Here is a 13,972-nt window from a genome sequence, read left to right as displayed (position 1 = left end):
CCCGGCCTGCGCCGGCGCATCAGCCCTTTTTCAGCGGGTATCCGGGCATCAGTTCGTATGGGTGCTTCCAGCCGGGCAGCGCCTTGATGCGCTCGGCCCAGGCGTGGATCGGCGGGAAATCCTTCGCCCAGTCGATCGGATATTCATTTTCGTAGAAGACATAGCCGCAGAGCGAGAGATCGGCGATGGTCGGCCGGTCGCCAACGACGAAAGCGCGGCCTTCGAGATGCTGGGCGAGGGTCTTGACCCCGGCCCTGGCGCGGCCTTTCAGGAACTCCAGCACTTCGGGCGCCATGGCTTTCGGCGCGAAATTGAGCAGGAAGCGCCAGGTCGCGATATTGGCCGTGAACTTGTGATTGTCGAACAGGATCCAGCGCAGGATCTCGCGCCGTTCCGTCTCGTCCCGCCAGCCGAACTGGCCGAATTGCTCCACGAGATAATCGAGCATCACGCCCGACTGGGTCAGCCGCACCGGGCCGTGCTCCAGCACCGGCACCTCGCCCATTTCGTTGATGGCGAGGAATTCCGGCGTCCGCCCCTCGCCGTTGAAGAAATCGACGAAGCGCGGCGCCCAGTCGGCGCCGACCAGATTGAGATAGAGCGCGGGCTTGTAGGCATTGCCCGACTGGGCGAAGCAATAGAGCGTGTATTCGGCCATCTGGTGTCCTTCCCCGTTCAACTGCTGCCCTTGCGGGCGAATATCCGTTTGCGCCGGAACGGCGACGGCATGGCGAGATCGAGCCAGCGCATCATGGCCCGCCAGCCCGCCTCCGCCCCGCCGACGAGGCGCAGGCGCCGCCGCTCGGTCTTGCCGACCTTGCGGCCCCGCCCGGCCGGCCGCACCACCGCGATGAAGGCGCGACCCGGCGCTTGCGGCGCGGACAGCCGGGCGAGCAGCGCGCCATGGACCAGCGGCCGCTCGAGATAGGCCCGCGCCACCGCGGGCGAGACATGACGGGCGAGCAGCCGGGCGAACCAGCCCCGGCTGGGCCCGCCATCCAGTGTCGTCACGTCCGGCCGGGTCGAGAGGACGAGGATATGGCTCGCCCCATCCGCCTCCGCGATGTCGATGGGCAGGGGCGCGGTCAGGGCGCCATCGACCAGCAGGCGCCCGTCCGGCCCCGGCACCGGCCGTCCACCGACGAGGGGCAGCCTCGTCGTCGCCTTCAGCGCCGCCATGACGGCACCGACATCGGCGAAATCGCGCAAGGCCACCGGCCGCCCGCTTTCGACATCGGTCGCCATCATGGTCAGGGGAATGGGCGCGTGCAGGAAACGCGCGACGTCCAGCGGGCGCAGATCGGTCAGCACATGGTCGATCAGGTAATCCGTGTTCAGCACCGGCCGGCGGATGAGCGCCCGGCCAAGCCGGATGAAGCGCGGATTGTTGATATCCTCGAAGAAGATGCGCGTGCCCTGCACCGCCTGCCCGGCCAGCAGCCAGGCCCCGGCGCAAGCCCCGGCCGAGGTGCCATAGACCGCGTCGAAGACATCGACAAAACCGAGATGTTCGATGGCCGAGACCATGCCCCCGGCGATGACGCCGCGCATCCCGCCGCCTTCGATGACGAGGGCGAGGCGATGGGGGTCGCGCCGCGCCCCGGGACGGGAGCCGTCACGCCGCCGCGCGGCGATCAGCGCCGCCACCGCATCCTGCGTCTGCCCCTGTGCGGTCATCGCCCTCCCCGTCCGACGGTGCCGTGAATGCTAGGAAGCGGCCCCCGGCCGGTCAACGCGGGGCGGGCGCAGGTCCGCCATGCGACAGCACGCGGCTCACCGCCGCCTGCCAGCCCTGCCAGCGCGCGGCCCGCTCGTCCGCGCTCATGCGCGGCTCGAAGCGCCGCTCCAGCCGCCACGCCGCCGATATCTCGGCGGGTTCGGCGAACAGCCCGCAGCCGAGCCCGGCCAGGAAGGCGGCTCCCAGCGCCGTCGTCTCGGTCACCTTCGGCCGCTCGACCGGAATGCCCAGCATGTCGGCGAGAAACTGCATGGCCCAGTCGTTCACCACCATGCCGCCGTCGACCCGCAGCGAGGCGGGGCGCGGCCGGCCCTCGGCCGCGAGGTCGTTGCCGATCGCCTCCATCAGGTCGCGGGTCTGGAAGGCGACGGATTCGAGGGTGGCGCGCACGATCTCGGCGATGCCGGTATCGCGGGTGAGGCCAAGGATGGCCCCCCGCGCCTCCGGGTCCCAATGGGGCGCGCCGAGGCCGGTGAAGGCCGGCACCATATGGACCTGCGCCTGCGGCCGGGCGGCCCGCGCCAAGGCCTCGGTCTCGGCCGCGCCCTTGAACAGATGCAGCCCGTCGCGCAGCCATTGCACCGCCGCCCCGGCGACGAAGATCGAGCCTTCGAGGGCATAGGTCCGCCGCCCGCCGAGATCGAGCGCGACGGTCGAGAGCAGACGATGCCGGGAGGCGATGGCCTTATCCCCCGTGTTGACGAGGACGAAGCAGCCCGTGCCATAGGTCGCCTTGATCGCGCCGGGCGCAAGACAGGCCTGCCCCACCCCGGCCGCCTGCTGGTCGCCCGCGATGCCGCGCACGGGAATAGCGGCGCCGAACAGATCGGGCAGGGTCGCGCCGAAATCCCCGGCGGAAGGACGGACTTCCGGCAGGAGACTGGCCGGCACGTCGAGCAGGGCGAGCAAATCCTCGTCCCAGACACCGCGATGGATATCGAACAGCAGGGTACGGGCGGCATTGGTCGCGTCGGTCGCATGGACCGCGCCGCCCGTGAGCCGCCACAGAAGGAAACTGTCGACGGTGCCGAAGGCGAGTTCGCCCTGCGCCGCCAGCAACCGGGCTTCCGGCACATGCTGCAGCACCCAGGCGAGCTTGGTGCCCGAGAAATAGGGATCGACGACCAGGCCAGTGCGGGCGGCGACCAGGGTCTCCGCCCCGTCGGCGCGGAGCCGGGCGCAGGTCTCGGCGGTGCGGCGGTCCTGCCAGACGATGGCGTGATGCAGCAGGCGGCCGGTCCTGCGCTCCCACACCAGCGTCGTCTCGCGCTGGTTGGTGATGCCGATGGCGGCGATATCGCGGGCGGCGAGCCCGGCGCGGGCAAGGACTTCGCGCACCGTATCGAGCACGGCCTGCCAGATATCCTCGCCGTCATGCTCGACCCAGCCCTCGGCGGGATAGATCTGGCGCAGGTCGCGGCGGGCTTCCATCACCGGCGTGCCGTCGGCGGCGAAGAGGATCGCCCGCGTCGAGGTCGTGCCCTGATCAATCGCCAGTAGATGCCGCGCCATCGCTTTCTCCCCCACTTTGTCTTGGCGCGGGATGGTTCCGGCATCGGCCCGAAAGGTCAAGCCGGCGGCCATGGCGGCGCCGCGATTTCCATGCCATATAGGGGCGATGGATGGAAACCTGCCCCGTCTCGACCGAGCCCTGGCCGCGCCGCTGATCGACCCGTTCCTGCGGCCGATCACTTACCTGCGCGTCTCGGTCACCGACCGCTGCGATTTCCGCTGCCAATATTGCATGGCGGAGGCCATGACCTTCCTGCCCAAGGCGGAAATCCTGTCTCTCGAGGAACTGGACCGCCTGTGCTCGGCCTTCGTCGCCCTTGGCCTCAAGCGCCTGCGCCTGACCGGCGGGGAGCCCCTGGTGCGCCGGGGCCTGATGGACCTGCTGCGCAGCCTGTCGCGCCACCTGCGCAGCGGCGCGCTCGATGAAATCACCATGACCACCAATGGCAGCCAGCTGGCGCGGTTCGCCGGCGAGATGGCGGCCGCCGGCATCCGGCGGGTGAATGTCAGCCTCGACACCCTCGATCCCGACGACTTCCGCCGGATCACCCGCCGGGGCGAACTCGGCCCGGTGCTGGACGGTATCCGCGCGGCGCAAGCAGCCGGCATCGCGGTGAAGCTGAACGCCGTCGCCCTGAAAGGCATCAACGAGGAGCAGATCCTGCCCCTCGTCGCCTTCGCCCACGGCCGGGGCATGGACATCACCTTCATCGAAACCATGCCCATGGGCGATATCGACGGCGACCGTACCGATCACTACCTGCCCCTGTCGGCGGTGCGGGAGCGGATCGCCAGCCGTTATGCGATGACGCCGAGCGGGCATCGCACCGGCGGGCCGGCGCGCTATGTCGCCGTCGCCGAAACCGGGCGGCGCATCGGCTTCATCACGCCGATGTCCCATAATTTCTGCGAAAGCTGCAACCGGGTGCGCCTGACCTGCACCGGCACGCTCTATCTCTGCCTCGGTCAGGACGATGCCGCCGACCTGCGCGCCGTGCTGCGCGGCGGCGCCACGGACGACGAACTGCAGGCGGCGATCCGCGCCGCCATCGCCCGCAAGCCCAAAGGCCATGATTTCATCATCGACCGGCCGGGCGCCGCCCCCGCGGTGGCCCGCCACATGAACACCACCGGCGGCTGATCCGCCCGGAAGCGCCCCAGCCATGCCCCGCGAACGCATCACCTTCATCGCCTCCGACGCGCCGGACGCCCAGGCAGCCCTCGCCCGCCTGCGCAAACGCTATGGCGAGGCGGGCGACAATGCCGATGTCATCGTCGGCCTTGGCGGCGACGGGCTGATGCTGTCCTGCCTGCACCGGATCATGTCGGGCGATTTCGTCGATAACCCGCTGCCGATCTACGGCATGAACCAGGGCACCCTCGGCTTTTTGATGAACCCTTACGCCGAGGACGATCTCCTGCTGCGCCTGTCGGTCGCGGAATCGTCATCGCTGCACCCTTTGCGCATGAAGGCGCGCGGGCAGGACGGGCGTATCCATGATGCCCTCGCCATCAACGAGGTCTCGCTGTTCCGCGAGACCCATCAGGCGGCCAAGCTGCGCATCTTCGTCGACGGGCGGATGCGGCTCGAATCCCTGACCTGCGACGGTATCCTGCTGGCCACACCGGCGGGCAGCACGGCCTATAATCTCTCGGCCCATGGCCCGATCCTGCCGCTCGATGCCGGGGTTCTGGCCCTGACCCCGATCAGCGCCTTCCGGCCGCGGCGCTGGCGCGGCGCGCTGCTTCAGCACGAGGCGGTGGTGCGGCTCGAAGTGCTCGAGCCGGGCAAGCGGCCGGTCTCGGCCGTCGCGGACAACAGCGAAGTGCGCAATGTCGCGGAAGTGGAGATCGCGGAAGACCGCGAGGTGACCCTGAAACTGCTGTTCGATCCGGGCGGCGCGCTGGGCGAGCGCATCCTGACCGAGCAGTTCGCGCCCTGATCGGGCGCGGATGGCGCCCCTTCATCTGTTCGGGCGCGGATGGCGCCCTGTCAGTTGATCGGGCGCGGATGGCGCCCCCAGGCCGGGGGCGCCGGGCGCGTCAGCCGACGATTTCGGTCTGGGCGAAGAAATAGGCGATTTCGATCGCCGCGTTCTCGGCGCTGTCCGAACCATGGACCGAATTGGCTTCGATCGACTCGGCGAATTCCTTGCGGATGGTGCCTTCGGCGGCATTGGCCGGGTTGGTGGCGCCCATGACGTCGCGGTTCTTCAGGACCGCGCCCTCGCCTTCGAGAACCTGGACCACAACCGGGCCGGAGATCATGAAATCGACCAGCGAGCCGAAGAAGGGACGCGCGGCGTGAACGGCGTAGAAGCCTTCGGCCTGGGCCTTGGTCAGCTGAACGCGCTTCTGCGCGACGATGCGCAGGCCCGCGTCCTCGAACTTGGCGTTGACCTTGCCGGTCAGGTTGCGGCGGGTGGCATCCGGCTTGATGATCGAGAGAGTGCGTTCGACGGCCATGACAGGCTCCATTTCGACTTGGACGGCAATTCGGTGGGCGCCTTTTAACCGACGCCCGCCCGACTGGCAACTGCGGCGCTTTATGGGCACCCGGCCGCCGTGCTATTAGCCGCGCCATGTTACGGATTGACGGTCTCACCTATCGCATCGCCGGGCGCACCATCCTCGACGGCGCCAGCGCGATGATCCCCGACGGCCACCGGATCGGCCTGGTCGGGCACAATGGCGCCGGCAAGTCGACGCTGCTGCGCCTGATCCTTGGCCAGATTCACGCCGACGACGGCACCATCTCGCTCGACCGCGGCGCGCGCATCGGCACCGTCGCCCAGGAAGCGCCGGGCGGCGACGAGACGCCGACCGATGTCGTCCTGGCCGGCGATCAGGAACGCGCCCGCCTGATGGCGGAAGCGGAAACCGAGACGGACGGCCATCGCCTCGCCGAGATTCACGAGCGCCTCGCCGCCATCGGTGCCCATGCCGGCCCCGCCCGCGCCCAGCGCATCCTCGCCGGCCTCGGCTTCGACCCGGAAGCGCAGGGCCGGCCGATGCGCAGCTTCTCGGGCGGCTGGCGGATGCGCGTCGCCCTCGCCGCCGTGCTGTTTTCCGAGCCGGACCTCCTGCTGCTCGACGAGCCGACCAATTACCTCGACCTCGAAGGCACGCTGTGGCTGGAGGATTTCCTCGCCCGCTATCCGCGGACGCTGATCATCGTCTCCCACGACCGCGACCTCCTGAACAAGGCGGTCGGCGCCATCCTGCATCTCGACCATGGCAAGATGACGCTCTATTCCGGTGGCTTCGACCGTTTCGTGAAGACGCGGGCGGAACAGCTGGCCAATCTCGAAGCCCAGCGCGGCAAGCAGGAAGCGGCACGCAAGCATCTGCAGAGCTTCGTCGACCGCTTCCGCTTCAAGGCCTCGAAGGCGAAACAGGCGCAGGCCCGCCTGAAGATGATCGAGAAGATGGAGCCCCTGCCCGAGCTGCCGGGCGAAACCCGCGTGGAGTTCCGTTTCCCCTGCAAGGACGAACTGGCGCCGCCGGTCGTCACCATCGACAATGCCGCCGTCGCCTATGAGGGCCGCCCGCCGGTGTTGCGGGGCCTGAACCTGCGCATCGACCCCGACGACCGCATCGCCCTCCTCGGCTCCAACGGCAACGGCAAGTCGACCCTGGCCAAGCTGATCGCCGGGCGCCTGACCCCGGTCTCGGGCGAGATGCACCGGGCGCCCAAGCTCCGCCCCGGTTTCTTCGCCCAGCACCAGCAGGACGAATTCCGCCTGAACGAGACCCCGGTCCAGCACATGCAGGCCCTGCTGCCCAAGGCCAGCCCGACCGAGGTGCGCGGCCGGCTGGGCGCCTTCGGCTTCGGCGCCACCCTCGCCGACAATGAGGTCGGCCGGCTGTCGGGCGGCGAGAAGGCCCGTCTGCTCTTTGCCATGATGGCGGTCGACGCGCCCAACATGATCATCCTCGACGAGCCGACCAACCACCTCGACATCCAGGCGCGCGAAGCCCTGGTCGAGGCGGTGAACGATTACGCCGGCGCGGTCATCCTGATCAGCCACGACCGCCACCTGATCGAAGCCTGCGCCGACCGGCTGTGGCTGGTTTCGGGCGGCACGGTGAAAGCCTTCGACGGCGACATGGAAGATTACCGCCGCCTCGTCCTCGCCGGGGCGTTCGAGGATGGGCCGGTGAAATTGGCGGGCGATGCCGGCGCGGGCGACCGCAAGGAAGCCCGGCGCGAGGCGGCCCGCGCCCGCGAGGCCCGCGCCCCCCTGATGAAGAAGATCAAGGCGGCGGAAAGCCGGATCGAGAAACTGGGCGTCGAACTCGCCTCGATCGAGGCCGACATGGCCGACCCCAAGACCTACAACAACGCCGGGCGCATGACCGACCTCGGCAAGAAGCGCGGCGAGCTGCTCAAGGCGCAGGAAACGGCCGAGAACGAATGGCTGGCCCTGCACGAGGAACTGGAAGCGATGGACGCCGCCGGCTGACCGGCGGCGCCAGGCATCACGCCTGCGTCACCGGCCGGGCAGCGGCCCAGCCCACCACCCGCTCCACCCCCGGGCGGCGGCGGCTGGCCAGCCAGGCCTTGCGCCCGGCGGCATGGATCGCGGCCATGGCGGCGAAGGGGATCGTCACTTCCGACGGGATGTAACCGGCGATTTCGGCGACCACCAGCAGGGGAAACAGGAACAGCGCCGGGCGACAGGCCCAGGCCAGAAACACCAACGCCCGATCGAAAGCCGCCTGCATCATCGCCGTTTTCCCCTTGTCGCGTTTGTTCCATATTCGTTCTCTCACGAAGCCGAGCGCCGCACAAGGGTATTTTTCACGTTTTGTTCTCGTTTTCGCGCCGTCACCCGGGCCGGCGCACAATCACCCCATACCAGCCGAGGCCATCGTATTCCTGATAACCGAGGGTCCGCGCGAAGGCGACCAGATCGCCGTTGGCGGCGACATAGAAGCCCTTCTGCCGGCCGCCGTGGTCGAGCGGGAAATGGCCGAGCAGGCCGTTGTCGTCGGAGGCGGCGATGACGCGCAGCGAATGGTCGAGCAGCAGGACCTGTGAGTGGCGCCATTCCTCCTCGCTGAGGCTGGGCTCGTCGCGCACGATCACCCGGGCCTGATCCTGCCAGTCGAAGAAGACCCCAAGCACGCCGAGCGGCGCGCCGTCGATGCGTCCGCCCGCCCGCACCGCCGTCGCGTAAACGGCGACCGTGCGGCTGTCGTGCAGCGGATCGCGGAAAATCTCGTCGACCACATAGTCGTCGCCGCTCCGGGTGGCGAGTGCCCGGTTCACCCAGTGCATCTCGCCGAGCTGCGCCCCGAGCAGGCGGGGAAAGCGCCGCCCGGCCGAAGAGGCGACGACCTGGCCCCGGCGGTCGGTCAGGACCAGATCGACATAGACCGAATAGAAACGGTTGATGAGGCCAAGACGGGAAGCCGCATGATCGAGCGCGTCCGGCGCCAGGGTTTCGAGCGCGCGGCACAAGGCTTCATCGGCCGCCCACCAGCGCACGTCCGCCGTCCGTTCATAGAGATTGCGCACGATGAGCTGGACGAGCGTCTGGGCCATCTCGGCCAGGCGCTGGCGCTCCTTGTCGTCGAACTGGCCCTGCAGGACGGCGGTCTGGGCCTGGATTTCGTGAATGACGTGGGTGCGGAGTTCCTTGGAATTCTCCGCCGCCTGTTTCGCCAGTTGCTTCACCTCGCCCGCGACGACGCCAAAGCCACGTCCGGCATCCCCCGCCCGGGCCGCCTCGATGGTCGCGTTCAGGGCGAGAAGATTGGTCTGGCCGGCGATCTTCTCATTGATGGAAACGAAGCGTTCCACCATCGACTGGATCTTCTGGATGATGGAGGAAATGCTGACATCCGCCATGGCCGCTCCCACGCTCCGCAACAGCATCAGGGATTACCACCAAAATGGTGGCATGACCTCTGATACCTTTGGCGGTCTTGTGTCGCAGGGCGCAGGGCTCAGGCCTTGCGCTCCCAGCGTCCCTCGGCGGATTGCTGCCAGTAGGTGACGGCGTGGCCGGCTTGGCGAAAGCCGGTCCAGCGCCTGCGCGCGGCGGCAAGGGCGGTCTCGTCCCGCCCGTCGAACATGTCGAGGCAGCGGTCGATGTCGGTCAGGCCGAAGTCCGAAGGCTCGGCCCCGTCGACGAGGACGAGGATGCGCGCGCCATTCGGCCGGTCGGCGGGATCGGCGGTCAGCCAGACCGGCTCGTCGGCGGCGAAGTCGTCGGGCGCCCGGCCGTGGGGCAGGAACGACTGGTCGTCATAGGTCCACAGCGCGCCGTCGAGAAACGGCAGACGTTCCCCGTTGCCGGTGACGACGACGGCGCGATGGCCGGCGTCGATCACGCGGGCGAGAAGGCGCGGCAACGCCCATTCGAGCGGCCGCGCCTCGAGGTGATAGAAGGAAACTTCCGCCATCGGGCGGGTTACTTGCCTTCGTAATGGTCGGCGACCAGCCGGTCGAGCAGGCGCACGCCCCAGCCCGTGCCGCCGCGCGGCACCGTCGCCTGATCCTTCTTGGTCCAGGCGGTGCCGGCGATGTCGAGATGGGCCCAGGGCACGCCGTTCACGAAACGCTGCAGGAACTGCGCCGCCGTGATCGAGCCACCGGAGCGGTCCTGCCCGGTGTTCTGCATGTCGGCGATGTCGCAGTTGATCAGCTTGTCGTAGGCATCGCCCATCGGCATCCGCCACACGCCCTCGCCCGTCGCCTTGCCGGCGGCGGCGAGGCGGTCGGACAGTTCATCGCTGTTCGAGAACAGACCGGCATATTCATGACCGAGGGCGATGATGATGGCCCCGGTCAGGGTCGCGAGGTCGATCATGAACTGCGGCTTGAAGCGGTCCTGCGTGTACCACAGGGCGTCCGACAGCACGAGGCGGCCTTCGGCATCGGTGTTGATCACTTCGATGGTCTGGCCCGACATCGAGGTGACGACGTCGCCCGGGCGCTGCGCCGTGCCCGAGGGCATGTTCTCGACGAGGCCGACGACGCCGACCACATTGGCCTTGGCCTTGCGCCCGGCCAGCGCCTTCATCAGGCCGATCACCGTGCCGGCACCGCCCATGTCCCACTTCATTTCTTCCATGCCGCCGGCCGGCTTGATCGAAATGCCGCCGGTGTCGAAAGTCACGCCCTTGCCGATGAAGGCGACCGGCGCGTCCTTGGCCTTGCCGCCCTGCCAGCGCATGACGACGAGCTGGCTTTCACGCTCGCTGCCCTGACCGACGCCGAGCAGCGCGCCCATGCCGAGCTTGCGCATCTGCGCCTCGCCCAGGATCTCGACCTCGACGCCCAGCTTTTCCAGCGACTTGGCCTGTTTGGCGAGGGATTCGGGATAGATGACATTGGCGGGTTCGGACACGAGATCGCGGGTGAAGAACACGCCGTCGGCGATCTTTTCCAGGGTCTGGAACGCCTTCTTGGCGGCGCCGTCCTTCTCGACCCCGATCACCACCTTGGCGAGGGACGGCTTCTCGTCCGCCTTCTTGGTGGTCCGATACTTGTCGAAGCGATAGGAGCGCAGCAGGGCGCCATAACCGACATGAGCGGCAATCTCCGCGGTCGGCAGGGGCAGGCCGTCAATCTCGTCGACGACGAGCTGCACCGTGGTTTCGCCCGAGAGGGCAAGGCGCGCGGCAATGCCACCGCCCAGCGCCTGCGCGGCAAGGGCATCGAGCGCCTCCGCCTTGCCGATGCCGGCGACGAGGATCCGATCGAGTTCGAGACCGGCGGGGGCCAGCACTTCCAGAATATCGCCGCGCTTGCCCTTGAAGCGGCTGGCGGCCAGGGCCCGGCCGATGGCGCCGCCGGACATCTTGTCGAGAGTCTGGGCCGAAGGACCGAGCAGCTTGTCGTCGAGGGCGAGAACGGCAACCGTGCCCGAAGACGGCAACGCGGGCGCAGCAAAGGCGATCTTCATCGTGATCATCACTCCAGCAAGCTTCTTGGCCGGACATGGGGCCGGCGTGCCGCATCTTGGTACGCGCGGCGGCCAATGGGAAGCCCGCTCGACAGCGGAGCATGGCCCGGCTATTGACTGCGCATGACCATCGCCCCCGCCCCGACCGCCGACAGGGAAGACCGCGCGGCCCTGCGCCTCGTCGTCCTGCTTTCGCTCGGCCTTGCCATGCTGCGGCTCGCCGTCCTGTGGATCGGCGCCATGCCGCTCTATCTCGACGAGGCGCAATACTGGTTCTGGGCGCAGGACCTCGCCTTCGGCTATTTCTCCAAGCCGCCGCTGATCGGCTGGGCCATCGCCGGGACGACGGCGCTGTGCGGCGACATCTCCGCCTGTGTGAAGGCGGCCTCGCCCCTCGCCTATGGCATCGCGCCGATCTTCGTCTATCTCTTCGCCCGCAACCTGTTCGGGGTGCGCATTGGCCGTCTCGCCGGGATCGCCTTCGCGACATTGCCGGGCATCGCCTTCTCGGGCTTCATCGTCTCGACCGATCCCCTGCTGCTGACGGCCTGGGTCGGCGCGCTCTGGGCGTTCGAGCGGGCGCTGGCGCTGCGGGGCGCGAAATGGTGGCTGGCGACCGGGCTCTTCCTCGGCATCGGGATGCTGGCGAAATATGCCATGGCCTATTTCATGGTGCCGGCCGCGATCCTGGTCGCGCTGCAGCCGAAAGGTCGGCGCCCCTTCGGCGGCCTGTTGCTGGCCATTGTCGTCGGCTTTGCCGTGCTGTCGCCCAATCTGGTCTGGAACGCGCTGTCGGGCTTCGAGACCTTCAAGCACACCGCCGCCAACGCCAGCGTCGGCCAGCATGTCGGCAATTTTTCCGGCGTGATCGACTTCCTCGCCGATCAGGTGGCGATTCTGGGGCCTGTCTTCGCCCTCGTGCTGGTCGCCGTCCTGGTCCGGCCGCGCGGCCTGTTCCGCGATCCGGGCATCCGGCTGCTCGCCTGGTTTTCGCTGCCCATCCTCGCCCTGCTGATCGCGCAGGCCTTCCTGTCACGTGCCCATGGCAATTGGGCGGCGGTCGCCTTTCCCGCGCTTTGCGTGCTGATCGTCGCGGCGCTGGTCCGGCTCGATTATCCGCGCCTGCTGCGGGCGGCGCTGTGGTTCCACGGCGGGGCCTTCGCGGTCATCGCCATCGGCCTTGCCGTCGGCCATGTGCCCTTCCTCGAATTGTCGCGCCAGACCGACCCCTTCCGCTGGATCAGGGGCTGGGACGTGCTGGCGGACCGGGTCGAGGCGCTGCGTCTCGCCGATCCCGAACACCCGCTGGCGGTGCTCACGACCGAGCGCGGCGCGACGGCCGAACTCATCTATCACTTGCGCGACAGCGGTGCCCTGATCCGGCGCTGGTCGCCGGAAGGCGCGCCGCCGGAAGATCATTTCGCCATGGTCCTCGACCTCGCCGATGCCATCGGCTGCGATGCCGTCGTCGTCACGCGCCAGAAGACCCTGCCGCCCGAGCTGGCCGCCCGCTTCACGGCGCTGGGCGAGCCCGTCGAGGTCAACATGCGGCCCTATGCCGATCCCAAGGGCACCTATTACCTCTTCGTCGGGCGCGGCTTCGGCGGAAAGTCGGGCGATGCGGGGTCTTGCCGCTCTATCACCCGCACCGGGCGAAGGCTATAGTCGCGCGCCATGAGTCGGATGACCTCCTACATAAGGCGCCAGATCGCCGGCCCGATGATTTTCTTCACGCTGATGCTGACCGGCGTGATGCTGGTCGGCCAGTCGCTGCGCACCGTCGACCTGATCGTGAACAAGGGCCTGTCGCTGCAGACCCTGATCGAGCTGACCGCCCTGCTGATCCCCGGCGCTTTGTCGATGATCCTGCCTCTGTCGCTGTTCTGCGCCGTGATGTTCGCCTTCTACCGCCTGTGGCAGGACAGCGAGCTGATCGTCATGTCCGCCTCGGGCATTTCGGTCTGGCGCCTGATCCGGCCGGCGGTCGAACTGGCGCTGGTGGTCATGGCGATTTCGCTTGCCCTCAATGTCTATGTCACGCCGCTCGGCCTGCGTTCCTTCCGCAATGAAATCATGGAGATACGCGGCGATCTCGCCGCTGTCTTCCTGCAGGACGGTGAATTCACCGAACCGACCGGTGGCCTGACGGTCTATGTCCGCGAGCGCCTGAGCACGGGCGAGCTGCGCGGCATCCTCGTCTACGACGCCCGGCGCGCCGATACCGCGGTCACCATGATGGCCGAGCGCGGCATGCTGCTGCCCGAGGGCGATGGCACCAAGGTCCTGCTGGTCAACGGCAACCGGCAGGAAAGCGAGCTTTTCACCGGCAAGGGCTCCTACCTCAGTTTCGAGCGTTACGTTCTCGATCTCGGCTCGTTCGGCGGGGACGACGACATCCGCTGGCTGAAGCCGGGCGAGCGGTTCCTGACCGAGTTGCTGCCGCCCTATACGACGCCCGCCGATCAGGAAAATGCCGCCAAGCTGCTGACCGAGGCGCACAAGCGCCTGTCGTCGCCGCTCTATGCCCTGCCGCTCGCCCTCATCGCCGCCTGCGGCCTTCTGTCGGGCGAATATTCGCGCCGGGGCAAATACCTGCGCTCGGCCATCGCGGGCGTGCTCGCCCTCGCGCTCCGTCTCAGCGAACTCGGCGTCTCGGGCATCGTCACCTCGACCCCGGCGCTGGCGCCGCTGCTCTATATCGTGCCGCTGGCCGCGGTTTTCGTCGCCCTGTGGGTGCTGCGGCCGCCCCGACGCACGGTGCCGACCGAGGCGCCGCCCGCCCTGAAGACCGAGGTGGCCTGAG

The 13,972-nt window shown here is 68.4% G+C and carries 13 protein-coding genes; 5 read left to right on the top strand and 8 right to left on the bottom strand.

What is annotated here, in order from left to right; all coding sequences use genetic code 11:
• Positions 1-19: 19 nt before the first annotated feature.
• The 3 genes from DKG74_RS00815 to glpK are packed head-to-tail and all read right to left on the bottom strand — an operon-like array spanning position 20 to position 3,250.
• Positions 20-658: a glutathione S-transferase family protein gene (locus tag DKG74_RS00815; RefSeq protein WP_109901642.1), complete on the bottom strand. Its 639-nt coding sequence runs from the start codon at positions 656-658 to the stop codon at positions 20-22.
• A gap of 17 nt (positions 659-675) precedes the next feature.
• Entirely contained in the window at positions 676-1,677 is a 1,002-nt protein-coding gene (locus tag DKG74_RS00810) for a patatin-like phospholipase family protein (RefSeq protein ID WP_109901640.1), read from the bottom strand.
• A gap of 52 nt (positions 1,678-1,729) precedes the next feature.
• Positions 1,730-3,250, bottom strand: a complete 1,521-nt coding sequence (gene glpK, locus DKG74_RS00805) for a glycerol kinase GlpK (RefSeq protein WP_109902589.1) — start codon at positions 3,248-3,250, stop codon at positions 1,730-1,732.
• Positions 3,251-3,356: 106 nt separating this feature from the next.
• Between glpK and moaA the strand changes: the two genes are divergently transcribed.
• Both moaA and DKG74_RS00795 read left to right on the top strand, forming a co-directional pair.
• A complete protein-coding gene (gene moaA / locus DKG74_RS00800; protein ID WP_109901638.1) occupies positions 3,357-4,391 on the top strand; it encodes a GTP 3',8-cyclase MoaA in 1,035 nt (344 codons plus the stop codon).
• A gap of 22 nt (positions 4,392-4,413) precedes the next feature.
• Positions 4,414-5,193: an NAD kinase gene (locus DKG74_RS00795; RefSeq protein WP_109901636.1), complete on the top strand. Its 780-nt coding sequence runs from the start codon at positions 4,414-4,416 to the stop codon at positions 5,191-5,193.
• A gap of 100 nt (positions 5,194-5,293) precedes the next feature.
• Here the strand turns inward: DKG74_RS00795 and ndk are convergent, their stop codons facing one another.
• Entirely contained in the window at positions 5,294-5,716 is a 423-nt protein-coding gene (gene ndk, locus DKG74_RS00790) for a nucleoside-diphosphate kinase (protein WP_109901634.1), read from the bottom strand.
• Between the two features lie 116 nt (positions 5,717-5,832).
• Between ndk and DKG74_RS00785 the strand changes: the two genes are divergently transcribed.
• Complete coding sequence (locus DKG74_RS00785; protein WP_109901632.1) at positions 5,833-7,716, top strand: ABC-F family ATP-binding cassette domain-containing protein; 1,884 nt, start codon at positions 5,833-5,835, stop codon at positions 7,714-7,716.
• Between the two features lie 16 nt (positions 7,717-7,732).
• On the opposite strand, the gene DKG74_RS00780 is transcribed toward DKG74_RS00785, so the two are convergent.
• From DKG74_RS00780 to DKG74_RS00765, 4 genes are all read right to left on the bottom strand, one after another.
• Positions 7,733-7,981 (bottom strand): hypothetical protein, encoded by a 249-nt coding sequence (locus DKG74_RS00780; protein ID WP_109901630.1) that lies wholly within the window; start codon positions 7,979-7,981, stop codon positions 7,733-7,735.
• A gap of 100 nt (positions 7,982-8,081) precedes the next feature.
• Positions 8,082-9,107 (bottom strand): methyl-accepting chemotaxis protein, encoded by a 1,026-nt coding sequence (locus DKG74_RS22380; RefSeq protein ID WP_279340846.1) that lies wholly within the window; start codon positions 9,105-9,107, stop codon positions 8,082-8,084.
• Positions 9,108-9,205: 98 nt separating this feature from the next.
• The gene (locus DKG74_RS00770; protein ID WP_109901626.1) at positions 9,206-9,664 is read right to left on the bottom strand and encodes a DNA polymerase III subunit chi; all 459 of its coding nucleotides are present in this window, start codon (positions 9,662-9,664) and stop codon (positions 9,206-9,208) included.
• A gap of 8 nt (positions 9,665-9,672) precedes the next feature.
• Entirely contained in the window at positions 9,673-11,169 is a 1,497-nt protein-coding gene (locus tag DKG74_RS00765; protein WP_109902587.1) for a leucyl aminopeptidase, read from the bottom strand.
• A 123-nt stretch (positions 11,170-11,292) separates the two neighbouring features.
• Here DKG74_RS00765 and DKG74_RS00760 point away from each other — a divergent pair, with 123 nt between their 5' ends.
• Positions 11,293-12,834, top strand: a complete 1,542-nt coding sequence (locus DKG74_RS00760) for an ArnT family glycosyltransferase (RefSeq protein ID WP_109901624.1) — start codon at positions 11,293-11,295, stop codon at positions 12,832-12,834.
• A gap of 9 nt (positions 12,835-12,843) precedes the next feature.
• Positions 12,844-13,971, top strand: coding sequence for an LPS export ABC transporter permease LptF (lptF, locus tag DKG74_RS00755; protein WP_109901622.1), 1,128 nt, complete (start codon positions 12,844-12,846; stop codon positions 13,969-13,971).
• The last annotated feature ends 1 nt before the right edge of the window (position 13,972 follow it).

The sequence above is a fragment of the Zavarzinia aquatilis genome, from assembly GCF_003173035.1.
Classification (GTDB): Bacteria; Pseudomonadota; Alphaproteobacteria; order Zavarziniales; family Zavarziniaceae; genus Zavarzinia; species Zavarzinia aquatilis.
This window is presented reverse-complemented; position numbering and strand designations above follow the sequence as displayed.